Source organism: Brucella sp. MAB-22, assembly GCF_025908475.1.
Lineage (GTDB): Bacteria > Pseudomonadota > Alphaproteobacteria > Rhizobiales > Rhizobiaceae > Brucella > Brucella anthropi.
Genome location: NZ_CP109781.1, coordinates 1,355,320 through 1,378,811, shown reverse-complemented (window position 1 = coordinate 1,378,811; position 23,492 = coordinate 1,355,320). Strand labels below are relative to the sequence as shown.

Here is a 23,492-nt window from a genome sequence, read left to right as displayed (position 1 = left end):
ATCAGTCAATGAGACCATCCATCGCTGGCCGCCATCTATAAAGCCAATCATGGGCCGCTCAAGAAATGCAGGCACTTCATGAGAGTGATCCGGACTATGTCCGTGACTGTGACCGACGAAGCCCTCGGATGAAGAAGCGTCCTCATGCGAGTGCTCGGACGAGGAAACGTCTGAACGCATGTCTAAATGGTGATGGGCTTGTGCTGACAAGTCAACGATAGGTGTCGAATCTACAGATGAACCCATGCTCACCGTCGAGAAGACAAGCGCTATCGCAACTGCAAAAGCAGCTATAAGGCAGCAAAGGTTTCTCGTTAATCCGGTTAACATGCCCATTTCATAGTCACCAATTCGTTAACGGTCCATTATTCAATTGTCCTGATAGCGAATTTAGTTTCTTGATATATCCCCTCCAGGGGGATAGGATAAAGGCATGAGCGAACATTTACACAGTCACGAAACCCATCCTGAGATCGTAAAGCGACTGAAACGCGCCAGCGGTCATCTGAAAAGCGTTATCGAGATGATTGAAGCAGGACGTCCCTGTCTCGATCTCGCTCAGCAATTGCACGCTGTCGAGAAAGCGATCAGTCAGGCCAAGCGAACACTCATTCAGGATCATTTGGACCATTGTCTGGAAGACGTCGTCGGGCCGCTCGAAAAAGACCAACGAAAATCCATCGACGATTTCAAAGAAATCACACGCTACTTGTGAGCCAATCCAATGCCCTCGTTTGCAGAACTTTTACAGCAAGGCTCCGGCCATGCATGGCTCTTCATTCCCAGCGCAATCCTCCTGGGCGCATTGCACGGTCTTGAGCCTGGCCATTCCAAGACGATGATGGCCGCCTTCATCGTTGCAGTACGCGGCACCGTAACACAGGCAATTCTTCTGGGGCTGGCTGCGACTGCTTCGCATACGGCAGTCGTGTGGGGTATCGCGCTTGGTGGAATGTATCTCTGGCAAGGTGTCGATGCAGAAACGTTCGAACCCTATTTCCAGCTCGCCTCGGCGGCGATCATCATTTTTATCGCGCTCTGGATGTTCTGGCGAACCTGGATTGATCAAAAGAGAGCGAAACTCGCTTCGGGCCATGATCACGGTCATCATGATCATAGCCATGCCGAAAAGCGAGAAATCGACACGGGGCATGGGCGCATTATCGTAGAAATATTTGAAGTCGGTGTGCCTCCTCGTTGGCGCTTGCAATCGATGCACGGCCATCAATGGGCATCAGATGAAGTTACGCTGGAAACAGAACGTCCAGACGGCACCCGTCAGACATTCTATTTCCTCGACAAGGGCGATTACATCGAATCGCTGGATGAAATTCCCGAGCCGCATGAATTCATGGTGCGCCTTGAACTAACCCACGATCATCATAGCCATGCTTATGATTTGTCGTTTGTCGAAGGGCACGATCACAGCCACGACCATATACATGAGGAATTGCGCGGTCTCGAAGTTACCACGGGTGAATATCAGGACGCCCACGAATTGGACCATGCGAACGATATCAGGCGAAAATTTGCTGATCGTAACGTGACGACGTGGCAGATCGTTCTGTTTGGCCTCACTGGTGGCCTGATCCCGTGTCCCGCTGCAATCACGGTGCTTCTTCTTTGCCTTCAGCTGAAAGAGCTCACTCTCGGTTTCACTCTCGTGCTCTGCTTCTCCATCGGGCTTGCGATCACGCTAGTAACTGTAGGTGCGCTTGCCGCTCTTAGCGTTCGGCAAGCGACCAAACGCTGGAGCTGGTTCTCGACGGTTGCTCGCAAGGCTCCCTACTTCTCCAGTCTCCTGATCATAGCTGTCGGCCTGTATGTCGGCTATCACGGCTGGGTCGGGCTTGCTCAACAAGCCTCAGGTACTCCGCCTGTCTAACTCGGAAGATCCGAAACATGCTGAAAATTCTGGGAAACCGTACATATCGACATTTGTTTCTCGCCCAGGTCATAGCCCTTATTGGCACTGGGCTTGCAACTGTTGCATTAGGCCTTCTCGCATTTGATCTGGCGGGCAATGAAGCAGGCGCAGTACTAGGTACTGCATTGGCTATCAAAATGATCGCCTATGTCGGCGTCGCTCCAATCGCGGCCGCATTTGCTGACCGTTTGCCACGAAGGACAATGCTCGTTTGTCTCGATCTTGTTCGAGGAGCGGTCGCACTGTTATTGCCATTCGTCACTGAAATCTGGCAGATATACGTCCTGATCTTCGTGCTTCAATCAGCGTCCGCAGGTTTTACACCAACGTTTCAGGCAACCATCCCGGACGTTTTGCCCGACGAAAAAGAATATACACGTGCCTTGTCATTGTCGCGACTAGCCTACGATCTGGAAAGCGTCGTTAGTCCAATGCTGGCCGCCGCTCTATTGACCGTCATCAGTTTTCACAGCCTGTTTGCGGGGACTGTCGTCGGATTTCTGGCGTCAGCCGCCCTGGTTGTTTCCGTTGTTCTTCCAAGTCCCAAACCAACAGAAAAACGCGGTATCTATGACCGCACCACGCGGGGGATGCGAATTTATCTCGCCACTCCACGCCTGAGAGGTCTTCTCGCGCTTAATCTGGCGGTTGCCGCAGCGAGTGCTATGGTGATCGTCAATACAGTTGTTCTTGTCCAGGGCATCTTTGGTCTCGATCAAAGATCCATGGCAGTTGCACTCGCCGCCTTCGGAGGCGGTTCGATGATCGCGGCGCTCGTTCTTCCTCGACTGCTCGAAGATGTTGCTGATCGTCGTGCTATGTTTGCAGGGGCAACAATTCTCATAGCAGGACTGTTCGTTGGAACCTTCGTTTCCAATTATTGGTACCTGTTACCACTCTGGTTTATCCTTGGGCTAGGCTATTCCCTGACCCAGACGCCATCCGGGCGATTGTTGCGCCGATCTGCCCACCCTGAGGATCGTCCAGCCATATTTGCAGCGCAGTTTGCTCTTTCACATGCTTGCTGGCTTATCACCTATCCTGTTGCCGGTTGGTTTGGTGCGAAAGCTGGTATGCCAGTTACATTTGCCATCCTTGCAAGCGTCGCCGCTGTCGCGCTGGCAATCGCGACCATTGTCTGGCCAGCCTCCGATCCTGACGAGGTCGAGCACACCCACACCGGGCTTGATGATGATCATCCTCATCTCACCGATGCAACACCAGTGGGTCAGGGTCACAAGCACTCACATACTTATGTGATTGACAGCCATCATCCTCAGTGGCCAAGCTCCCCAATGAGAGATGACGCAGTCGGATGACAGAGCTGCTATCCTATGCCGGGCTGTTCTTCAGTGCGCTTGTTGCCGCAACTATTCTGCCGATGCAGTCTGAAGCAGTTCTGGTGGGCTTGCTTGCCAGCGAAAAGCTTTCGCCGATTCTGTTGGTGGCGGTCGCGAGCCTTGGAAATATACTTGGCGCACTGATTAACTGGATGCTTGGTCGAGGTATTGAGCATTACAAGGATCGTTCCTGGTTTCCAGCGAGTGAGAACTCGCTGGCTCGGGCACAAGGCTGGTACGGTCGATACGGGAAATGGTCATTGCTCTTCAGTTGGCTCCCGGTTGTTGGCGATCCTCTGACTGTAGTTGCAGGCGTAATGCGTGAACCGTTGCCTTCTTTCATTATTCTTGTGGCTATAGGAAAGGTTGGTCGTTATGTCGCTCTGAGCGTGGCGACCTTGAAGCTGATATGATGGGCCTGTTCCAGGATCTGGTCAGTTTTCAGCGCGAGATTTATTTCGCGTTCGCCAGACACATCCAGACGTTTGCCGATGCGCGCGACTGGGCATCGTTCATAGTTTATCTGCCCATGGGCATCTTGTTTGGCGCGGCCCATGCGCTGACGCCTGGTCACAGCAAAACTCTTCTGGCCACTTATCTGACCGCGTCTCCGTTGAGTGCCTTGAGGGCGCTGGCAGTTTCTGCCGCATTGTCGGTTACGCATGTGGGACTTTCCGTCGTAATTGCGCTTTTGTCATTGCCGCTCATTTCGGTCACGCTGGGGAGCGTAGGACGCGCACCACTTCTGGAAGGAGTAAGCCGAAGCCTGATGGGTCTTATTGGCGCGTGGATGATATTCCGCGCGTTGAGAGGACGCCCCCATAAGCACGATCAGGGTGAAGGATTGGCATTTGGGTTTTTCGCAGGCCTGATCCCCTGTCCCCTGACGCTTTTCATAATGACCTATTCGATCACGCGTGGCGTCCCCGAGGCGGGAATAGCCTTTGCTTTCGCGATGATGATCGGAATTTGCATCGTACTATCACTGCTCGCCTTGATAACGGTGCTATTCAGGCACGGCGTCGCCCATCTCGTGGAGAACAAATCCCATCTACTGGAAAGATTATCGCGCGCCATTGAGATTCTGGTTGGCTTAATACTTGTTCTCGTCGCAGTTCGTGAGATCGCGAGCTAAAAATGGCCCGGTTCTCACACTACCTGTTTCTATGGGCGACACTGCTCTCAATCTTTTTTCATGCGCCACAGGTCATTGCACAAAACCATAGTATGGATATCGAACACCGCGCCGCGACCGAAATCTATAGCGTCGAGCAGTTAATTTCAGAAAGAACCCTCAACCCGGCACCTACTGTTAAAGTGCACCATCATGATGGCGATCACGAACAGCAACGATACCCGCTGGGCGAATACTCCATAGGCCGCTCTTGCCATTTTCCTGGACAGTACGTTGATTTTTCGGAGTTTGAACTCCTGGCTGACATCGACAGACCCCCCAGCGTCCTGCCTTGAGCAATTTTTAATCACGTAGTTCCGTTTCCAAGACGCCAGTCTTTCCATGGGAAACGAATTACGAGGCAAAGCTGACTGAATTTCTCGCTGATGTACATCCAGATGACATCTCATTCTGGGCGAGAATTCGTAGATAAAGATTTCCCCCATGAAGAACATTGAAGCCTTTATTATTCATTTATCGAGAGCAATCGAACGAAAATCTCAGGTCGAAGCGCTGATAGATGCGCTTTCTTTCAAAACAGAGATAATTCCGGCATGTGATGGACGAGAGATCGGTTCGTCCACGCTTCGCCATTCGTATAGCGAGAGACTTCACAAACCTCATTATCCGTTCAAGTTAAACAACAACGAAATTGCTTGCTTTCTTTCACATCGAAAGGCTTGGCAAGCTATCGTTGATCGTGGGCTGGACGCTGCTCTTATATTTGAAGACGATATTGGTGTCACAGACCAGTTCAACCACGCTTTGAAAGTAGCAATCACTCACTGTCGACCAGGAACGATGATCCGCTTTCCTGTACGCGCAGATCGAGAACACGGCGACGTCCTGTTTCACGACGATGACGTGAAGCTAATTCGACCACGTGTAGTTGGGCTTCGAATGATGGCGCAGCTAATTAGTAATAAAGCAGCGGTCAAGCTTCTCGCCGCCACAGAACGCTTTGATCGTCCCGTCGATACGTTTCTACAAATGCGATGGATTACTCATATTGATATCCTTTCTGTCGTTCCGGCTGGCATAATTGAGCGTTCCAAGGAACTTGGCGGATCAACGATTCAGCGTAAGAAGACGATACCCCAGAAAATAATGCATGAGCTACTTCGACCGATTTATCGGGCGCAAGTAAGCCATTACTCTTCAAAAACGTGGTGATCTTATTTACCCGCTCGGCATTATGCACGGACCATCATCCAGCGACACACATCCGGGCGGGTAAATTTAGCAAATTCTCTCGTTGATCTGATGAATCATTTGCCGCTGCAGTACTATTGCCAGTGGATCCGCAATGGTGCTAAAATTTCATCCAAGGGGTTGATCGCGGTTACCCCGTGAGGCGGCAGCCCAAATATCGCGTCCTCTGACCCTTTTGAGGGAGTGGACGTTTATGCCGTCAAATACAGAAATTACCACATCGCAATTAATCCGTCTGATCGGGATGCCTGACGCACCGAGGATAGTCGACGTTCGCAACGACGACGATCTGAGGCGAGACCCACGTGTCATTCCAGGCGCAGTCAATCGAGACGCTCTTGCGGTCGAAAACTGGGCTGATGAGTTTCAGGACAAACAGGTCATCATATATTGTCAGAAAGGCCAAAAGCTCTGTCAGGGAGCTGCTTCCTGGCTCAGGCACAAAGCAATCGAAGCAGAGACGCTCGAAGGCGGCTATGAGGCCTGGATCGCGTCAAATGCTTTTGTGGTCAACCTTGAACGGTTGCCAAACCGCGATCATCAGAACAGAACCGTATGGGTAACACGCGCACGCCCAAAGATTGACCGTATTGCCTGTCCATGGCTGATAAAGCGCTTCATCGATCCCGACGCGGTATTCCTGTTTGTTGGTGCGCAGGAAGTCCTTGAGGTAGCAGACAAGTTTGACGCGACCCCTTTTGATATCGAAGGGGTTTTCTGGAGCCATCGCGGGGATTTGTGCACTTTCGACGTTATGATCGAAGAATTCGGGCTGAAAACACCTTCATTGGACAGACTGGCGACAATTGTACGAGGTGCAGACACAGCGCGGCTTGATCTGGCCCCCCAGTGTTCAGGTCTTCTTGCGGCCTCTCTTGGTCTGTCTCGCATGTTCAAGGATGATCTGGAGCAATTGAACGCAGGATTGTTGCTCTATGACGCATTTTATCGATGGGCGCGTGATGCTGTTGACGAAACCCATAATTGGCCCTCTGGCAAGCCGGGAGGTCAATAATGAACGTGTCTGTGAACCAATCCCGTATCCAAACGCCACCATCTACTCCTGACCATGGAATTCCGTTCGGCGAGGCATTGGGTGTATGGGCGCGAGTAGCGGCACTGAGCTTCGGCGGACCTGCAGGCCAAATTGCCGTAATGCATCGGGTTATCGTCGAGGAAAAGCGGTGGATCGGCGAAGACCGATTTCTGCACGCGCTCAATTACTGCATGCTTTTACCTGGGCCCGAAGCGCATCAGCTTGCCATCTATATTGGCTGGCTTCTTCATAAAACCAGAGGTGGTCTGGTCGCTGGAATTCTCTTTGTCCTGCCAGGATTCCTGTCCATCCTGATTTTGAGCCTGACCTATGTGGCGTTCGGCCATATCACAGCGATTGCAGGTTTCCTTTTTGGATTGAAAGCAGCCGTGCTGACAGTCGTGATCCAGGCTGTCCTGCGTATAGGTCAAAGAGCCCTCAGAAATAATGCGCTGATTGCCATCGCGGTCTCTGCGTTTCTGGCGATATTTCTGTTCAGTTTTCCTTTCCCGTTGATCGTAGCTATGGCGGGAACAATCGGCTTGATCGCGGCACATTTTGGATCGAGGAGCTTTCAAACGGGCGGTGGTCATAAGCGTGCGGTCAACGCGCTTGCAGACAAGGATTCGGTCATTGGAGAAAACACTCCGGACCACGCGGCACCCAATTTGCGATGGTCGATCAGCATTTCTCTGGTGTTTTTGTCTTTGTGGGTCGGCCCGGTGCTCGCCTTATACATCGGTCTGGGCCCGCAAAACGTCTTTTCCCAGATCGCAATTTTCTTCAGCAAAATGGCGATGGTCACGTTCGGAGGAGCCTATGCTGTTCTCTCTTACGTTGCTCAGGAAGCCGTCCAACGTTTTGGCTGGGTCACAGCAGGCCAGATGCTCGATGGTCTCGGCATGGCGGAAACGACGCCTGGACCGTTGATCCAGGTCGTTCAGTTCGTCGGATTTCTCGGCGCTTATCGTTCTCCAGGCGACCTGAATCCATACATGGCGGCAACATTGGCGGCTGTTCTGACCACATGGGTGACGTTTCTGCCCTGCTTTCTCTGGATATTCCTCGGTGCACCATTCATCGAAACATTACGCGGGAACAAGGCAATTTCGGCGGCGCTCACAGCCATAACCGCATCCGTCGTCGGCGTAATAATGAACCTTGCTATCTGGTTCGCCATCCATGTGCTGTTTCAGGAGGTCGTGGAACACCATTACGGTTGGATCGGTGCATGGGTTCCGGTTTGGCAGACGCTAAATGTACCAGCCCTCCTGCTGACCGTTGCAAGTCTCATATCAGCATTCGTATTCCGGATGAAAATGATCCCTTTGCTGTTGCTCAGTTCGTTCGCTGGAATGTGTTGGTATCTATTTACATAGTCGAAAGCAGTAAGAACCTAACGCTTCTGAGCACTGTTCCTTTTACAGATCACACCTCAAACTGACAGCATGACAAGCATAGCAAGACAGCAACGATTTTGGGATGACTGGAACGCGCGTACTCGCGAACACGAGCTCACGGAAATTTCAAATCGCCAAGCCGAAGTTGTGTTGAGTTGGCTTAAATCGCTCAACCGCAAGGACCTGAATATATTGGAGGTCGGGTGCGGTACAGGTTGGCTCTGCAACGAACTTTCGCAATTTGGAAATGTTCATGGGACGGATCTTGCCGAAACCGTTCTTCAGAGATCACAACAAAAATGGCCACATGTGAAATTTACGGCGGGAGATTTTTTCGAACTCCCCTTTGAAATGAATTCCTTTGACGTCATCGTAACCTTGGAGGTCCTCTCCCACGTCGCAGATCAACAATTATTCCTGAGCAGAATATCGGAGCTTTTAAAAACAGATGGCTCATTGTTCCTGGCAACTCAAAACCGTCTGGTATTGGAAGAATATTGCAGCCTCCCACCACCGGGAGAGGGACAGATCAGACGATGGGTCGACCGCCAAGAACTTACCAAACTCGTCGAAGCGCGGTATTCAATTTGCGAGCTGCGATCCGTTACGCCGATTGCACATAAAGGTTTCCGCCGTGTACTAACGTCCAAAAAACTAAACGCAGCAATTCGGCCTTTGGTAGGACATTCCCTGCGCGATTATCTTGAGAAAAATGACTGCGGATGGACTCTGATGGTTAGTGCAAGAAAAAAATCACCCGCTTGATGAGACCGTCAAATAGAAATTTGATCCATTTAACAGCCTCTTGTCAGAGCAAAGTTAAGAACTCAAGCCCCATCTTCGGGCAACGTAAAAACACGGAGAGCCAAGGCAATCGAAAACCCGCTCAATCCAGTCTGTCGCCGTCCTCCAAAGGACCACCGTCGCTCAGTATATCTCTGACCTTATCAGCTTCAGCGTCTTCGACGGCTTCTATTCTATAAGTTTTACCATTCGCCACTAAAAACTGCGGCCCATTTACAGCCGCAGAAGACAAAACATTGCTCGTATCTGAAATAAACTCATCAATCGTCCAAATCTTTCCAGTCTTCATCTAGACGCTATCCAATGTTTGATAACGGCAGCTGTACGAGCCACCGTTCGGTTTACTAATCCTTATTTTACCAAATTCTTGTCAATTGCTTCGACGAAAATATCCAGCTAATCAAGCTTGCGAGTGCAGTATGAACACGCATGAGCGACTGCTTCTAGATACATGTATCCTAAGTCAATTTGCTTACAAGAATCCGCCAACCGAACTTATCACATGGGTAAAGACATTTCCGGATATTTATTTCGCCATTTCGATTTCAACGGTCATCGAAATCCAGAAAGGCATTGAAAATCTGCGGTCTTGCGGCTCCTCTCGCGCAAATGCACTTGAGGAATGGCTTGAGCAACTGCTCGCTAGTGACCTTATGTGTTTGGATCACGATGCTAAGACTGCCCGGATAATTGGTCGAATGCTTTCTGTCCCTGCCTTGAAATCGCTGTGGATCCCTGACCCCAACTCAAAGAAACCCAAGCTGGGACAAGACCTTCAGATCGCAGCAGCTTCCATACGGTATGGAATTCCCATCGCGACGGCGAATGTTAGCGATTTCTTGCAAATCCACGAATGGTTCAAACTTCCTGGCTTATGCAATCCGATAACGGATACGTGGCATGTGGGCCATTTTAATCCAAACGTGAAGGCTTGACTCTCGCAGTTTGTTCCTGTTATGTTCTTCGTATGAAACACGCGCTCAACCCCTCCCCGAAGCTAACATCGCGCTCTGCAGAGCGCGATGTTAGCTGCGTGCTTCGAATACGTTTCATCTGATTGCCGAACCAGTTGTTCATTGACGGCTGACATTTAGCCGTCGCGATCAGAGGAACTCTTTTCAATGTTCCAATCCATTACCGACCGTATTCTCGCAGACGTCCGACTAAACGCGTCTGCTTATAAATTCCCACCGTCGCAGGTTCTGAAGTGCCATGGCGAACCCCTTTTCCGTTCGCAACAAGCACGCAATCTGGCATGCCTATTTGACCTAGATCCCAATGTGCATGCCTGGGCCTGTTTGCCTGTATTGCTGCGATTTGGCGACGGTTATCATGTTCCTGATTTCGCAATTCAACGAAATGACGGTGATTATCTCGTGGACGCGACATCACTGCCAGATTGGGTAATCAAAGCCGCCGAGACTGATGGCTGGCACTACGACTGCGTCAGTTACAAGCACGACGATAAAGCTGAAGTCATTGCGAATGCGGTCGATCTGTTGCCCTATGCGCTCAGATCGACGGTTTCACTTGCTGATCGCCTACGCTTACTGACTGCCCTCGATGAGGACGGCTCACTTCCGCTCAAATATTGTATCCAATTGGTACGCGGAACCGCCGATCCGATGTCGACCATTGCGACCCTGTATTTTTCCGGCGAGATCAGCTTCGATCTCACTGAGAGAATAAGCCCAGAAACCCGAGTTTCCCGAGCCTAATTCACCTGCACGAACCTGAATGATGCAAATCGGCGTTTTCGCGCCCGATAATGAGGAATCTTACCTATGAACAATCTGAATTATTTAACTGAAACGATCAGTACGCTCGACAAATTGGTCAACGATCTCAAGCTTTTACGTGAGGGGAAACAACCTGACCTTAATCTTCTGGATAACAGCCCGCTTCTTAACGATTGGGTTCGAACGACCCGCGCCTTGCCTTGCCTGGAGGGAATGGTTCTAGAGCATCCGAAACTGGGTAGCCGCAGGCTGATTACGACCAGCGAACTGTTTTATGTCGATCCGCAACTGCACTTTGCGCGTACGTATTCGCGATTTTATCGACTTGGTAAGCCCGCCAAAGTCAGAGGCCTGCGATAATTTTTAGAGGCAACGCCCATGACAATGTTTCGAATATCGCACTGCAACTGCCGATCTCCATCTTTCAATACTGTGAAACCTTGTGAGAAAACAGAATGCAGAATTTTCAACAGACGCCAGAAGGCCTGGCTTTGCGCCTTGCGGTGGCGCACATTACTCGGCAAATCCGAAGGCGCGGTCTTCATGATTTGCTCGCGGGCCGAGTGTTCGACCTAGTTATCACATGTGAACATCCAGATGACTTGGAGCTCTTTGAGAAGGCCCTTGGTCGGTTGGACTATTACAATTCGAAACGGCCATCACAGCGAAGCGTCATCCAGTTAACCGCCCAAAAGCGAGATCATTTTGATTTCGGTGATGACCATGTCACATACAAGCAGACGGTCTATTTCGCACCGCACGTAACTTCCTTACCACAACAAGTATTGGACTCCGCTGACGATATCATCGAAATGAAACTCGATGGCTCCCTGTGTGAATCGATTGCGAAAGAAAGTCTTCGAACTCCGCCTCGATTTTCCGATCTGCCTGTCCCTGCCCCATTCTCGTTACGCATCCTGGCTTCGATGATCTGTCAATCATGGAGCGATCAGGACGTTCAACGCAAGCTTGATCGCGTGACCAGAGGATCAAAAGCGATCTGCACAAAAAGCGAGATCAACCTCGACAATATCGCAGGCTATGGGGAAGCAGCGTCTTGGGGAAAAATGCTCGCAGAAGATCTTGCTCTTTTCGCCAAGCGAGAATTGGACTGGGAGGATATTGATCGCGGCGTGTTACTCTGTGGCCCTCCAGGTGTAGGCAAAACGCTTTTTGCTCGCGCATTAGCTGGAACGTGCCGAGTCCCCTTGTTTGCGCACTCTCTAGCCCAATGGCAGGCCAAAGGTAGCTTAGACGACCTCCTCAAAGCGATGCTTCGTGCATTTGAGCAGGCGAAACGGCAAGCGCCATGCATCTTGTTTGTCGACGAAGTTGACAGTTTCGGAACACGATCCCAGCTTTCTGGAAGAAACTCCAATTACGCGCGGCAGGTTATCAATGGATTTTTGCAGTGCCTGGATGGGCTGGATGGTAGAGAAGGTGTCGTCGTAGTTGCAGCGACCAACGATATTAATGCAATTGACCCGGCGATCATTCGTTCTGGAAGAATTGAACGGCATGTCCACATCCCCCTCCCCGATGCAGTCGGAAGGGAGCAAATCCTCAAATACCATTTGCGAGACGCATTGCCAGGGGAAGACATTTCTGAAATCGCGGTTAGGCTTGAAGGTGCGTCTGGTGCAGACATTGCCCGACTGGTGCGAGAAGCACGGAGCCGTGCACGAGCGAGGAAAGCCCCTCTAAGTGCGTCAGACCTTGCCATCAATATTCCTTCTCCGCGCCCGGTATGTATTCAAGACATCCGTCGAACAGCCATTCACGAAGCCGGGCACGCTGTCGTTGCAGATGAATTGTTTGATGTGACAGGCATCAAACCAGTTTCGGTTCATCTGAGGCGAACCTTCCGAGACAGTGATCGCAACCTTGGTGGCACATTGATGCAAATTCGTGCAGATAGAATTCTCACAACCAGAACCGCGTACGATGCTCAGATTTGCACACTTTTGGGTGGGTTAGCCGCCGAGAAGGTTGTGTTTGGGGAGATCAGTGATGGCAGCGGCGGCGGATCTCATTCTGATCTAGCAGAAGCGACCCGAATTGCAATTCGAATGGAAGCCTCGTTCGGCTTTGGCAAAGGTCTAGCTTTATTAGCTACAATGAATTTGTGCGACGACAACCTGTTACGTCAAAATTCCCACCTCGAACAGCGTGTGAATGAAATCCTTCAAACTCAGTTTGACAGAGCGGTCGACATCATCGAGAAAAAAGCAAAAGCCGTTTCCGCAATTGCCGCGAAGCTTGAACGTTATTCGGCACTCAACGAAAGGCAACTGAAAAGGATATTCCTGCGCGAATAGGTATCTATTGAACCGCAGAATAACCTGCTAATTGAATCACGATACAGCCCAAGTATTTGCTGCATATCTGTACGAGAATGGCGTCAAATTCCAGGAAATACGATCAATTGACAGACTTCAGTAATTACGACGTTATATCACTTCTTATTTACATGGGGTTTGTCGAGACGACGTCAGTGTAAAATGCAAAAACCATGACAAACTTCCTGAAAGATAGATTTTACAATCCTGCAATAAATCGGATCACTAAACTTCTGACATCTAATTATTCAATAAATAAATGAATTTCACATTTCCGCCGATGGGAATTTCATTTATTAATATTTACTATTAGAAAAATTGGTTTTGGTAATGTTTTTAGCATATAGCATAGATACACGTTGGAAAAAAGGACAATTCGAGTGTTATTTCGATATTGGTCCCTATAGGGACGCACATCTTGCTGCCCAGATCGCCGAAAAAGTTAATCTATTAAGCACCTACTGCGATAGAGCAGTAGTTGAACTTACCGATGGCGAAATTTTAAATGTAGATCACAGGAATGTTCATATAATAAGAGTTTTTGATAACGGAGATATTGACTATGGCGTTAATCTTCCCGGCGGCTTAGAGTCACTAATAGATAATAATTTATCGTTCACGATGATTTCTAAACCGATAGTTACACCGGTCAGTGTTCTGTTCGAACGCGACATACTTGATGCCTAGAATTAACTGTTATATTTAAATTTCTGAAAGCCCCATTTGACGAAATATTGTTTACCGCTGCAAAAATTAGGTATGTTCCGCTTTCTACGAATAGCGCCGCTAGGACCGGATCGCTTACCCAGATCGTGGGGGCGAAATAGACCATACTTCCATTTTCGTCGATATGTTCTCCATGACAATTAATAAGATAGTTCGCTTTTTTTTCCTTTGGAAAAACTTTTTTGACGGTTATCTCCATCGCAATTGGAAATTCAATTCCTCTATTTGCCTGACGATAAAGCCGCAGATTTCTGTCAGATGGAAAATAGAAATCTCGCCACGGAATTGTCCTTCCTTTATGGTCCAAATTGATCAATTCGCTAAGCTCCGCAGTATTCTCAATTCTGCTAACTAGCCCCAGAATGGCTTTCGCTGTGCGTAACGACTGCGATCTCACTCTCTGTGGACTGATCACTACGTTTCCTTCAGCGTCACGTACAGCTTCTGGGAGTAAGCCAGATTTCTCTAATCGCAGGATTCCTCCGATTACCTGCAGAAGAAATTTAGCCTTTCCGTCATTACCCAACGCGATAGGTTGCTGGTTGGAGAATTCAGTGGAAAATCGAACGATGCGGTTAACTCGCTGGCTCTCATTGTATTTGCAAACGCCATGCGAAACTCCCGCCCGACGCCGGTAGAAAGCGCCAACCGCAGCATTGTGCCTTTGATAAGGGGGCATATGAACAAGGCGAATGCCGCAATACGGACAATGAGCAGGTCCTCCGTTGTATGCGGTAGCGTGCACCAGCGTACCGAATACATCCGCTTCCATGATCCGACCAGCCATATAACCTCCATTGGAAAAGTTGTTTCCCATCGCTGATACCGAACCGTTAAGGTGCACCTCACAACGAAAAGTCTGATACTCATCCCAATAGAGCCGATAAAATTATTATATGGTTAACTCAAATTTAGATATTGCAATCAAATTGAAATGCTGCCATATGCAGCGCCCTGAGCTTAAACGCTCAAGCAAAAGGATAATATCACCATGATACGCAAACCGACTACCCAGTGGAGCACAAGCAAGGCCTAGTATTGGCGTCGGTTTAATACCCGTTGCGCAATTGCATCGGCTTATCCTTGTGTTCCCCATTTGACAGACTTTCGGCCATCCTGGCCACCAGAAGCTTTCAGGGGACAGCTATGAATTTTTCTCGTCAAGTATCTCGAAATGTCAGTCTTCAACGTGCTGGTCTCGGTTTCATCGCCGAAGCTGATGCTTCACGTGATCTGCAGCAGCTCATTGACCAAGATTGTCACGGCCTGACCAAGGTCGGGGGCTTGGAAATATAAGGCAACCTCATCCGAAAGTGGCGGCTCTTCCATCAAGTTTTGGAAAGAACCCTGCCCTGGATTTGCAACACGTGAACCTCAGCAGAAGAATGCCAAAACCGCTCGTGGTTCCACCGTTCATGAAGTTACAGTTGTCTTCCATGAAAGTGAACTTGAGCACCGGGTTTCGACATTAATTCAGGCGCGACGAGACGTTCAGGAACTTCATTCACAGTACCCGGTAATGGGCTACGTCGACGCTTTTGGCGTCCGACGAAAGCATATCTTTGACTATTACGTGGTGCTGAAAAGCGGAGTGCAACTGGCCATTGCAGTTAAGCCGTTCAAGAAAAAGGCGGCCATGCAAGATGTGCTGGACCGCATTCAACAGGCAGGCATGGAATGCGTCGGGACACTGGGTGAGATTGAAGCTCTACACCCCGACATCAAGCTAAGCCTTCTCACCGAAGTCGAGGCTAACATCGATGCATTTTTGAACGCCATGAACATCCTACGCGCCCGTTCTCATTACAATGAGAGCGAGTATCTGGCGCTGGTCAAAGCGATCAAGGATTGGCCGGGCCACTTCCGGTTTGGGCAATTGTTCAAGAACTGCACGAGCCGTTCAAGCCGCTGGACTGCGGCTTGGTCGCTTATCGACCACGAAATTATCAGGCCCGTGAATCCGGGACAGATCAACGAACTCAGTTGGATGACTGTGGTTCGCTAGACGACGACCAATACAGCTACGTTCAAAAAGGAGGTTAACATGAACAGCTATTTTGCACAGCCAGCCACATTTCAGCGCTCTTTGGTGAACATGCGCAAGGTCGACAGGCTTAGCTATAAGAACGCCCATTGGATTCCAGTCTGCAGAGGCGACGAGGGATGGCACATCAAGAGGGAAGACGACAGCCACGAAGTCGTTGTCGGCCATCAGGAGCTCTATAATGAAATTTCTGCTGGTCGCGCCTCGGTTCGGTATGGATATCAGGAACCAGAGCAACAGAAGCTACGCATTATCTTCGGCGATAAAAAGTTCTCTGATTTCCCTGAGAAGGTTCAGAAGCTGGCTCTCGTTCGTGAAAAGCTGATCAACCGTTATGACGCGGAATTCCCGGAATATGGGCGGAAACGTTGGAATAATGAGAAGCTCCAGCGTCTTCTGAATACTTGGCACGCCGAGATCCAGTCAAACCTTCTCCCAAGCGCCAGTCGCGCAGACAGGCCGATGGAACTCACGTTCTATCGCGCCCCATCGGTCAAGACTTTCTGGAGAGATTACACCAAGTACCACGGATGCGGAGGCGACGTCCTCGGATTAGTTCAACGTCACCATGGTCCTGGAATCTATTATCGTTCCGCTGATCCGGAATCGATTGCATTCGCTCATAGCGAAGCTCTTCGGTACATGGATAACAGGAAGAAATCGAAGGCACAGGTTTATCAGGATTATCTGGCCAAGCTTTTTGAGATGAACTCATCACCGGATTCTCAGATCAAAAAAGTTTCGCGCACAAAATTCGAGAGCATCATTGATGGTTTTGATGAGTACGCGAAGGTCGCTGGACGACATGGGGAGGCGTACGCCAAGAGACGACTTTCTTCCGTAAAGCGGAGCTTCCACTTCGAGGTGCCGGGTGACCGGATCGAGATGGATTTCTGGAATGTGGAATTGATGTCCTTGTTCGTAGAAACGGGGATGTGGTCCCTGTTACCAGAAAGCTATCGTAATCAGATCGGAAGCACTCGCATTTGGTTCGTTGCCGCCATCGACGTGTCCACTCGCTATGTGTTGGCTTTTAAGGCGAGCACCAATCCGAATGCGGCCAATGCCGTCGAAGCAATCAGAATGATCATGTCCGACAAAACGCATATTTCCACTGCGTTGGGTTGCGAAACGCCCTGGATTGGACGCCTTCGTCCTCGCCAGATCTATTGCGATAACGGCAAGGAGTTCGTCAGCCAGCGGACGCAGGAAGTTTTGAGGAATGCGCGCATTGCGTTTACCCGACCACCAGCGGGTGAACCACAAGCCAGACCATTTATCGAACGGCTTTTCAAGACCATTGGTCCGATGGTGGCCCACCATTTTGATGGCCGAACCTTCGGTTCTATTCACGAGAAAGGAGACTACAATCCGGAGGAACGCCTAAGCCTGCAGAGTGATGAGCTGATCAAGTTCTTCCTCTACGCGATCTGCGATATCTATCACAACAAGAAGCATGCAGGGCTCGCGGATGGTACACCACACAATGCTTGGGTGAAGGCGACATCCCGATATCCAATCGACGTCGCGCCTGACGAAGAAGAAATGCTTCACATCTTTGGGGAGAAGGTTTCGCGACGGATTTCGTCCTATGGCGTGTCTTTCATGGGCATTCCTTATTCGAACGATGAGCTAACGCGCCTTCGCCTGAAACATGGTCAGACGGATTTTGAGATCAAGTGCGATCCAGCGAATCTGCGTTCCATTGCCGTCTATGCAGGCAAGGATAAGGGCTGGTTCTCAGTCGAAAACCAAATCGGACTGGACGATAACGTTTCGCTTGAGGAATGGATCGTAGCACGGCAGCAGCTTCGTCTGGCTAATGCCAAGGAAAGCGAGTCTGGTCTCGCCGCTATGTACCGGGCGATCAATAAATTGCGGACCTCCGGTGACGCCGCGATGATCAGGGCAAAGCTGGGTGCGCGGTCATTAGATAGCAATGCACTGGCAAGGCTCGAAGCCGAATTGTGTGGCAGTTGGATCGCAAAGCCGGATGACCAGATGCAGGGACTAGAAGCGCTCGCTTCTCTTCCAGGGGATCTGAAGCTCTCCGATGAATCGGCCTTTGTCGAGTACCAAACGGTCCAGAAGAAGGAGATCGCAGCTGCAAAACGGGCTGCGAAAAGCGAGCGGCTGGAAACCAGGGCGAACAATACAGATACCGACCTTCAAACAGAACCTCCTGTTTCAAGGAGCGGCTATTACGACGAATTTTAAGAAGGGCGGGACCAATGAACACTGACGAATTGAAAGAACTCAAAAGACATATCTACAGCACATATCTCGAAAGTCCGCGCGACAGAAAATTGCACAATATGCTGCAAGGAATGGTTGATAACGTTGATGATCACCTGAACGGTGGCGGCGGTTCTCGGCAGACTGCATTATTTGTAATTGGTGAATCCGGGAGCGGCAAATCCCATTCATTGAAACACCACTGTGGTCGCATCGCAGAGTTTCAGCCGCGAGAAAATGAGTTTGGCGAAACCATCACGCCTTTTCTCAGTATCGAGGCATCAAGCTCATCAACCATGAAGGGGTTTGCGATCACGCTGTTGTCTGCGATGGGGCTTCCAGCAAACTCCAAGCAGACTGAGACCCAGCTGTTTTCGGCTGTGAAAACTCAGTTGAAAGCGAGAGGTATTCTCTATCTGCACGTCGATGAGGCTCAACACCTCATTCGTCACGATAGTCAGAAGGTGATTACCGAAGTCCAGGACGGGCTGAAGAGCCTTATGCAGATTCCTGACTGGCCTTTGCATACGATCTTTTCGGGTGTGCCGGATCTTGCCAAATTGCTGACAAATGATCTCCAGCTCGCGAACCGTAGCAAGGTCATCCGCTATGTTGAGCAGAGCCCTACTGATGATCAGCAATTCATCAACGATGCCATGACAAAAATTGCCGAACAGATGTGTGGCCTGAAGATCGCGGATGAACTGCGAGAAGCAGACTTTGTGGGACGACTGTGTCACTCGGCTCAAGGCGGGCTAGGCAAGATTGTTGAAACTATCCGTGCCGCTTGCATCCTGACCGTTAAAAACGACAGGACGGTGCTCGAAAATCGTGCATTCGCATTCGTCTATCAAGAATCGAGCGGTTGCCTACCCGAACACAATATCTTCTCAGCCGCACGTTGGTCAGAAATCTCGCCTGAACATGTGCTCGCCGATCTGTCTGCGTCTAACGAGCCCAAGAAAAAAGGAAGGACCAAGAAATGACATTGCCGGTTACCCTGCCCTTCCATGAAGACGAAAGTCCGATCAGCCTCGTGTCGCGCCTGGCGCGCGCGAATAGCTATGATTCCTTGCAATCATTGCTCGGTTTCACACACACGAGCCGAGAAGCTATTGTTCGTGGAGATCATGACGCGCTTGCGGAAATCTCGGAGCTTTCAGGGATTTCCATTGAACGCTTAGCGAATGCAAGCATCGTCCATCAACATCCGGGTTCCAACTGGAAGCTTGGCCACGCTATTTTCAATAAAGAAATGCGTCCGGGAAAGATGCTTCGCTACTGTCCGCATTGCGTTCTCAATGACATGGAAACAGGCATCGGTCGGGCAATCTAGCGACCTTATGCACGCTCGTGGTGGAGCTGTCGGGGTATCGAAGGATGTCCAAAGCATGGGCGTAAGTTGGTCGAGCACTTTGTAACCTCTTTTGACCAGCGCGACGACTTTGCTACGTTCGTCGAGCAAAATGTCCAGACAATCCGCGATCAGGCGCACGATGATGTGCGGAGCTCGGCTCCAATGCTGGACAGGTTTCTGCGTGACCGCATTTTCAAACGCGCCGAAGCCGACGATTTGGTCGACACATTGGACGCACATATCGTTGCTGAGCTTTCTGGTTATATGGGAAAGTTCATTGCGATTCATAAGCTCACCCACTTTCAGGACGAGGCGACGGACCAGCGTGAATGGGGATTTAGGCTTATCTGCGAAGGGCAGGCTGAACTGGAGCGCATTATTATTGAAACCATCGAGCAGAAAAGGCCGATGGTTCGTTTCGTCGAGCAGTTCTTCGGTCAGCTTGTCGATTGGCTTCGCCGCAACAAGCTGAAGCCAGCATACACGCCTCTCGTGTCGTTGTTCCAAGACATTGCCGAAAAGAACATGCCATTTGGTCCAGGCATGACCTTTATCAATCCCGTCGATCACCGCTATGTCTATTGCGTGAACTCTGCTCACACAGACTTCGGTATTCATAAAAAGCGCATTAAGACCCTGCTTGTCTCGCATGGACTAACCGACCGCATCAACCAGCATGACTCGGCTATCTATTTTGATGCTGAGAGGGCCCGTCCAATTTTAGAAGCCGCTCGCGAAACCCTTACATCTACGGCTGCCGCAGAAATTCTCGGCGTGGATGAAGAACAGTTCCGGACGCTGGTGAAAGTCGGGTTTGTAGGCCAGGTTGAAGAACGAGAGAACGAAAGGGGATATTTGCGTATTCCTCAAGCGGAATTGGACAGCTTTCAATCCGCGTTGCTCGCAAACGCGGAATCGGTCGAACATGACGAAGACGAGTGGGGTTCGCTAATGGAACTCGCCCACGCTTTTACGATGGCTTTTGAAAACATTCTCCAACTGATTATCGAGGGTTCTGTAGACGCTCGTGTCGTTACTGGCCAAGGCGGCCTGCTTACAAGGCTACGGGTGAGTAAGCTCGAAGTTCAACGTGTTCGACTCCAGAGCCTGTCTGACATGCAAGAAAATTTCGTAACTTTCGAGCAGGCTCTCGACTTACTCGGTACATCGGATGTCACGCTATCGCAGCTTCTCAGGCGAGGTTATATCAAGGAGAAGGATTACAAGCGGTCATCAAAAATGGCTCGATTGATTAACGAAGACTCGCTTCAAGAATTCAAATCCAAGTTCATTTCTCTTGTAGATTTCTGTCAGAAGGTCGGTGTGAACCGAGTTGGGATGAAGAAGCGATTGGCAGATATCGGCATCTCGCCACTTTTCGACGATAATAAATTCGTGGCTAGTTATTACAATTTGTCCGATCTTGAAAAGCGAGGAGCCTTCGCTTTGGGACGGTGAGAAAATCAATTCCGAAACTTACGAAGCCCGCTTAGCGGGCTTTTTTTTGTATCTTCCCTTTAAAAGAGACAAATCAAACAAAGCGAAATGGCCTTACCTTTCCGAAGGTGATTGAAAAAACATAATAAAAACAATGGATAGAAGCTGAAAAAAGACAAACCAAGGCAGCAATTACAATGTAAAGACGCTTTTCATCCTGATAGTGGTCGAAGGGAAAGTGTGATAAGCGCCTGCAAGCAACAACAGGAGTATAATGGTGAGCGAACCTACTGTAGCGGAAGCGACAGACCGAATTTATGAATCGCTTCAGGCGGATAATGTCGACATCGATTTACATATCGCCGCCCTGAAAGCAGCGCTTGAGCGCGCGGGCCTAAAAGAGGCTGTGTTCGATCCGGCCAAGCTGGTGCAGAACAATCGCTCCGGCAGGAAGCTCATGCAGGCATATTTTCGCCAGCGTGGTGTTATGGTCAAGTTTGCGGCTTCGTGAATGGTCATTTTTGACCGGTAACGCGAGCTGAACGGTGAAAATCACGCCGATTGCGTAGACCGGATGACCACATGTGAGACATGAGAAAGGCGGCAATTCTGCCGCTCTTCTGCTAGTCATCGACCCTTGAAGGCTTACTTGACCCATACAACACGGCGGGTCTGCGTATCGATCAGAGCCGGACGATCTTCCACATAAACATAGGAATAAGTCGGCTGCTCCGGAACAGCCACCAGCGGCACATCCTCGGGGATGACCATGCCTTCGGCTATATCTCCTTCGATGATGACTGGATCAACCGGATTGGTTTCGATGTAAGTCACGACTTCATTCGGCACCAGCGGACCGGCATTCGGCCCTTCGGTATAATAGACGACCTGACGGCTCTGCATGGAAACGATCACCGGTTCACCATTGACATAGATGTAACCGAAACCCGGATTGTCGGGGATCGGATGAACCGCGATTGCATCAGGGAGAACATAACCGTCACTGATTTCGCCCTCAATGACGACCGGGTCCGAAGGATTTGCGATGACATAATCGCGTGCTGCCTGAGGCACTTCGATAAGCACTCGATCCTGCGCCAGCGCAAAACCGGAGCTAGCGAGAAACGCCGCTACGGTCAGAACAAGAGCTTTTTTCATTGTCAGCCTCACTTTCGCATCAGAGCGAACTCGATCTGATTGGATCAGACCGGCGCTCCATCTGTTCGTTCTGGGCACATCTTGGATGCGCCATCAGTCGCAAGGCTGGAATAACCCCGTCGATGCGTCGAGGTTCCCACTCCACGGCACACTTCATGCAACAGGCTGAAACATTCGGACCTGCCAGGCGGAGTTCGCTCTGACTTCGATCTGGCCGAGGCCGCACATTCGTGGATGCACACATATACCCAAATTAAAAAGATGACGGCGAATAACTGTGAACCGTAGTTTCATTGTCCAAAGCCGCCCCAGAGCGCACTTGGCGAGACACAAGTCGATACAAGTTTTCAGGAATCCCAGAACGAAGCCTTCCGGAAGCTTCCTTGCGGATAAATCAGTTATTCCAAAATTACATTTCAATATTTAGCGCTAGTTAAATTAGGCAATAGAGATTGAGAAATCTTACCCAGCAAGTTGCTATTTTAAGATCGATCTAAATCCAGTTAAGATGGCCTTGTTTTCAATGAACAGGAGGTTTTAAAACTTTTTCTTATTGCTAAGCGCGACCCGTTCTCGCCCTGCAAGCAACATCTGTGTTGGTGGATTAGACCAAACACAGCCTGCAGAGCAAAAATGGAGGATGCAAAATGGCTTGTATATTTCCGATACAAGATAGGCTGTTCCGTCATTCCCCGTATGGCGTCAAGGTCTAGATTGCATTCTAAAAGCGTTGATTTTTATATATATTTTTCATTACGAGCGAATAGGCTGCCCTTGTCTATCCTGTCAGTCAGATAAGGGCAGCCACATTTTCAAACTTCACACACCCGCAATCAAAACGACTGTCGCCCCATTCGTGCGAGGATGGTTCGCAGCTCTTCGACAGACTGATCAACCTCGTCCTTTTTCTTCTCAAGCTCGACCAGTTTTTCCTTGAAACGCTTGCGTAGCTTCTCCACTTCGACAGCGTCGCGGGTCTCATTTTCCCACACGCTGATCAACTGCCCCATCTCGCTCAGCGTGAAGCCGATGCGTCGTCCAAACAGGATGAGACGCAAGCGTGTATGGTCGTTGTAATCATAAAGTCGCGTCACGCCCGCGCGACGCGGATTGAGCAATCCCTTGTCTTCGTAGAAGCGCAAGGCGCGCAACGTCAGGTCGAACTCCTCCGCTAGATCGCCGATCCGGTATAGTTGACCGCCTGACTGACCTTCCTTTCGCATATTCACGCTTGTGCCGGTTAGCAAATCCGCAATTGCTAAATCTGCGACCAGCCCTGGTGCGTTAGCCTGTTTACTCATGTCCTACCCTGTTTCCGCCCCCGGAAACGCCCGGTCACCGCGCGATTGCGCGATGGAACCACTGTTGATGACAGCTCACATTGACATTGCTGTCAGTGCCGTAGCTTCGATTTACATTTTACCGCCGCGGTTCACGCATCTTTCGTATTCGATAGATCCGCTTTTCATGCCGGGTCGCGTTTGACACGCTGAATTCAGCCCGCTCAACCATGGGATGCTATTCGGCATCCACGAAAGCACTCACTTAGCCGCATATATTAACG

General features: G+C 50.1%; 25 protein-coding genes. 21 read left to right on the top strand and 4 right to left on the bottom strand.

From position 1 onward, the window contains the following. The first annotated feature begins 433 nt into the window (after window positions 1-433). The 10 genes from OHI65_RS06255 (at window position 434) to OHI65_RS06210 (ending at window position 8,854) form a co-directional block, all read left to right on the top strand. The gene (locus OHI65_RS06255) at window positions 434-715 is read left to right on the top strand and encodes a metal-sensing transcriptional repressor (protein WP_123218505.1); all 282 of its coding nucleotides are present in this window, start codon (window positions 434-436) and stop codon (window positions 713-715) included. A 9-nt stretch (window positions 716-724) separates the two neighbouring features. Continuing rightward, on the top strand, window positions 725-1,885 hold the full coding sequence (locus OHI65_RS06250) for a nickel/cobalt efflux transporter (RefSeq protein WP_123218506.1): 1,161 nt from the start codon (window positions 725-727) through the stop codon (window positions 1,883-1,885). A 17-nt stretch (window positions 1,886-1,902) separates the two neighbouring features. After that, complete coding sequence (locus OHI65_RS06245) at window positions 1,903-3,246, top strand: MFS transporter (protein ID WP_123218507.1); 1,344 nt, start codon at window positions 1,903-1,905, stop codon at window positions 3,244-3,246. Continuing rightward, entirely contained in the window at window positions 3,243-3,680 is a 438-nt protein-coding gene (locus OHI65_RS06240) for a YqaA family protein (protein ID WP_123218508.1), read from the top strand. Before OHI65_RS06245 ends, OHI65_RS06240 begins: the two co-directional genes overlap by 4 nt. A 5-nt stretch (window positions 3,681-3,685) precedes the next feature. After that, window positions 3,686-4,402, top strand: a complete 717-nt coding sequence (locus OHI65_RS06235; RefSeq protein ID WP_123218528.1) for a sulfite exporter TauE/SafE family protein — start codon at window positions 3,686-3,688, stop codon at window positions 4,400-4,402. A gap of 2 nt (window positions 4,403-4,404) precedes the next feature. Further along, window positions 4,405-4,737, top strand: a complete 333-nt coding sequence (locus OHI65_RS06230; RefSeq protein WP_140018858.1) for a hypothetical protein — start codon at window positions 4,405-4,407, stop codon at window positions 4,735-4,737. A gap of 148 nt (window positions 4,738-4,885) precedes the next feature. Beyond that, window positions 4,886-5,614 (top strand): glycosyltransferase family 25 protein, encoded by a 729-nt coding sequence (locus OHI65_RS06225; RefSeq protein WP_123218510.1) that lies wholly within the window; start codon window positions 4,886-4,888, stop codon window positions 5,612-5,614. Between the two features lie 232 nt (window positions 5,615-5,846). Then, entirely contained in the window at window positions 5,847-6,668 is an 822-nt protein-coding gene (locus OHI65_RS06220; RefSeq protein WP_123218511.1) for a chromate resistance protein ChrB domain-containing protein, read from the top strand. Further along, a complete protein-coding gene (gene chrA / locus OHI65_RS06215) occupies window positions 6,668-8,068 on the top strand; it encodes a chromate efflux transporter (protein ID WP_123218512.1) in 1,401 nt (466 codons plus the stop codon). Before OHI65_RS06220 ends, chrA begins: the two co-directional genes overlap by 1 nt. A 69-nt stretch (window positions 8,069-8,137) precedes the next feature. Continuing rightward, the gene (locus tag OHI65_RS06210; protein WP_123218513.1) at window positions 8,138-8,854 is read left to right on the top strand and encodes a class I SAM-dependent methyltransferase; all 717 of its coding nucleotides are present in this window, start codon (window positions 8,138-8,140) and stop codon (window positions 8,852-8,854) included. A 121-nt stretch (window positions 8,855-8,975) separates the two neighbouring features. Here OHI65_RS06210 and OHI65_RS06205 read toward each other — a convergent pair whose 3' ends face one another. Continuing rightward, window positions 8,976-9,182: a hypothetical protein gene (locus tag OHI65_RS06205; protein ID WP_123218514.1), complete on the bottom strand. Its 207-nt coding sequence runs from the start codon at window positions 9,180-9,182 to the stop codon at window positions 8,976-8,978. A gap of 130 nt (window positions 9,183-9,312) precedes the next feature. Between OHI65_RS06205 and OHI65_RS06200 the strand changes: the two genes are divergently transcribed. The 4 genes from OHI65_RS06200 to OHI65_RS06185 all read left to right on the top strand — a co-directional run bounded on the left by OHI65_RS06200 (window position 9,313) and on the right by OHI65_RS06185 (window position 12,950). After that, a complete protein-coding gene (locus OHI65_RS06200) occupies window positions 9,313-9,828 on the top strand; it encodes a type II toxin-antitoxin system VapC family toxin (protein ID WP_123218515.1) in 516 nt (171 codons plus the stop codon). A 186-nt stretch (window positions 9,829-10,014) separates the two neighbouring features. Next, on the top strand, window positions 10,015-10,611 hold the full coding sequence (locus tag OHI65_RS06195; RefSeq protein ID WP_123218516.1) for a hypothetical protein: 597 nt from the start codon (window positions 10,015-10,017) through the stop codon (window positions 10,609-10,611). 66 nt (window positions 10,612-10,677) lie between these two features. Beyond that, entirely contained in the window at window positions 10,678-10,992 is a 315-nt protein-coding gene (locus OHI65_RS06190; RefSeq protein ID WP_123218517.1) for a DUF6634 family protein, read from the top strand. Between the two features lie 95 nt (window positions 10,993-11,087). After that, window positions 11,088-12,950 (top strand): AAA family ATPase, encoded by a 1,863-nt coding sequence (locus OHI65_RS06185; protein WP_123218518.1) that lies wholly within the window; start codon window positions 11,088-11,090, stop codon window positions 12,948-12,950. Between the two features lie 670 nt (window positions 12,951-13,620). On the opposite strand, the gene OHI65_RS06180 is transcribed toward OHI65_RS06185, so the two are convergent. After that, a complete protein-coding gene (locus OHI65_RS06180) occupies window positions 13,621-14,484 on the bottom strand; it encodes a hypothetical protein (protein ID WP_140018857.1) in 864 nt (287 codons plus the stop codon). Window positions 14,485-14,843: 359 nt separating this feature from the next. Here OHI65_RS06180 and OHI65_RS06175 point away from each other — a divergent pair, with 359 nt between their 5' ends. The 7 genes from OHI65_RS06175 to OHI65_RS06145 all read left to right on the top strand — a co-directional run bounded on the left by OHI65_RS06175 (window position 14,844) and on the right by OHI65_RS06145 (window position 21,281). Continuing rightward, window positions 14,844-14,993: a hypothetical protein gene (locus OHI65_RS06175; protein WP_158295673.1), complete on the top strand. Its 150-nt coding sequence runs from the start codon at window positions 14,844-14,846 to the stop codon at window positions 14,991-14,993. 223 nt (window positions 14,994-15,216) lie between these two features. Beyond that, entirely contained in the window at window positions 15,217-15,702 is a 486-nt protein-coding gene (locus tag OHI65_RS06170) for a hypothetical protein (RefSeq protein WP_123218521.1), read from the top strand. Window positions 15,703-15,741: 39 nt separating this feature from the next. Next, the gene (locus OHI65_RS06165) at window positions 15,742-17,958 is read left to right on the top strand and encodes a DDE-type integrase/transposase/recombinase (RefSeq protein WP_123218522.1); all 2,217 of its coding nucleotides are present in this window, start codon (window positions 15,742-15,744) and stop codon (window positions 17,956-17,958) included. A gap of 14 nt (window positions 17,959-17,972) precedes the next feature. Next, window positions 17,973-18,962 carry an ATP-binding protein gene (locus OHI65_RS06160; protein WP_123218523.1) on the top strand — a complete coding sequence of 330 codons (990 nt, stop codon included), beginning with the start codon at window positions 17,973-17,975 and terminating at the stop codon, window positions 18,960-18,962. Then, on the top strand, window positions 18,959-19,312 hold the full coding sequence (locus OHI65_RS06155; protein WP_264358543.1) for a TniQ family protein: 354 nt from the start codon (window positions 18,959-18,961) through the stop codon (window positions 19,310-19,312). Before OHI65_RS06160 ends, OHI65_RS06155 begins: the two co-directional genes overlap by 4 nt. Window positions 19,313-19,378: 66 nt before the next feature. Beyond that, window positions 19,379-20,791, top strand: coding sequence for a hypothetical protein (locus OHI65_RS06150; protein ID WP_264358542.1), 1,413 nt, complete (start codon window positions 19,379-19,381; stop codon window positions 20,789-20,791). A gap of 253 nt (window positions 20,792-21,044) precedes the next feature. Next, window positions 21,045-21,281, top strand: coding sequence for a hypothetical protein (locus OHI65_RS06145; RefSeq protein ID WP_029926552.1), 237 nt, complete (start codon window positions 21,045-21,047; stop codon window positions 21,279-21,281). A 134-nt stretch (window positions 21,282-21,415) separates the two neighbouring features. Here the strand turns inward: OHI65_RS06145 and OHI65_RS06140 are convergent, their stop codons facing one another. Both OHI65_RS06140 and OHI65_RS06135 read right to left on the bottom strand, forming a co-directional pair. Further along, the gene (locus OHI65_RS06140) at window positions 21,416-21,928 is read right to left on the bottom strand and encodes a DUF1236 domain-containing protein (protein WP_125300997.1); all 513 of its coding nucleotides are present in this window, start codon (window positions 21,926-21,928) and stop codon (window positions 21,416-21,418) included. Window positions 21,929-22,761: 833 nt separating this feature from the next. Then, window positions 22,762-23,229 carry a MerR family transcriptional regulator gene (locus OHI65_RS06135; protein WP_029376010.1) on the bottom strand — a complete coding sequence of 156 codons (468 nt, stop codon included), beginning with the start codon at window positions 23,227-23,229 and terminating at the stop codon, window positions 22,762-22,764. Window positions 23,230-23,492 lie beyond the last annotated feature (263 nt).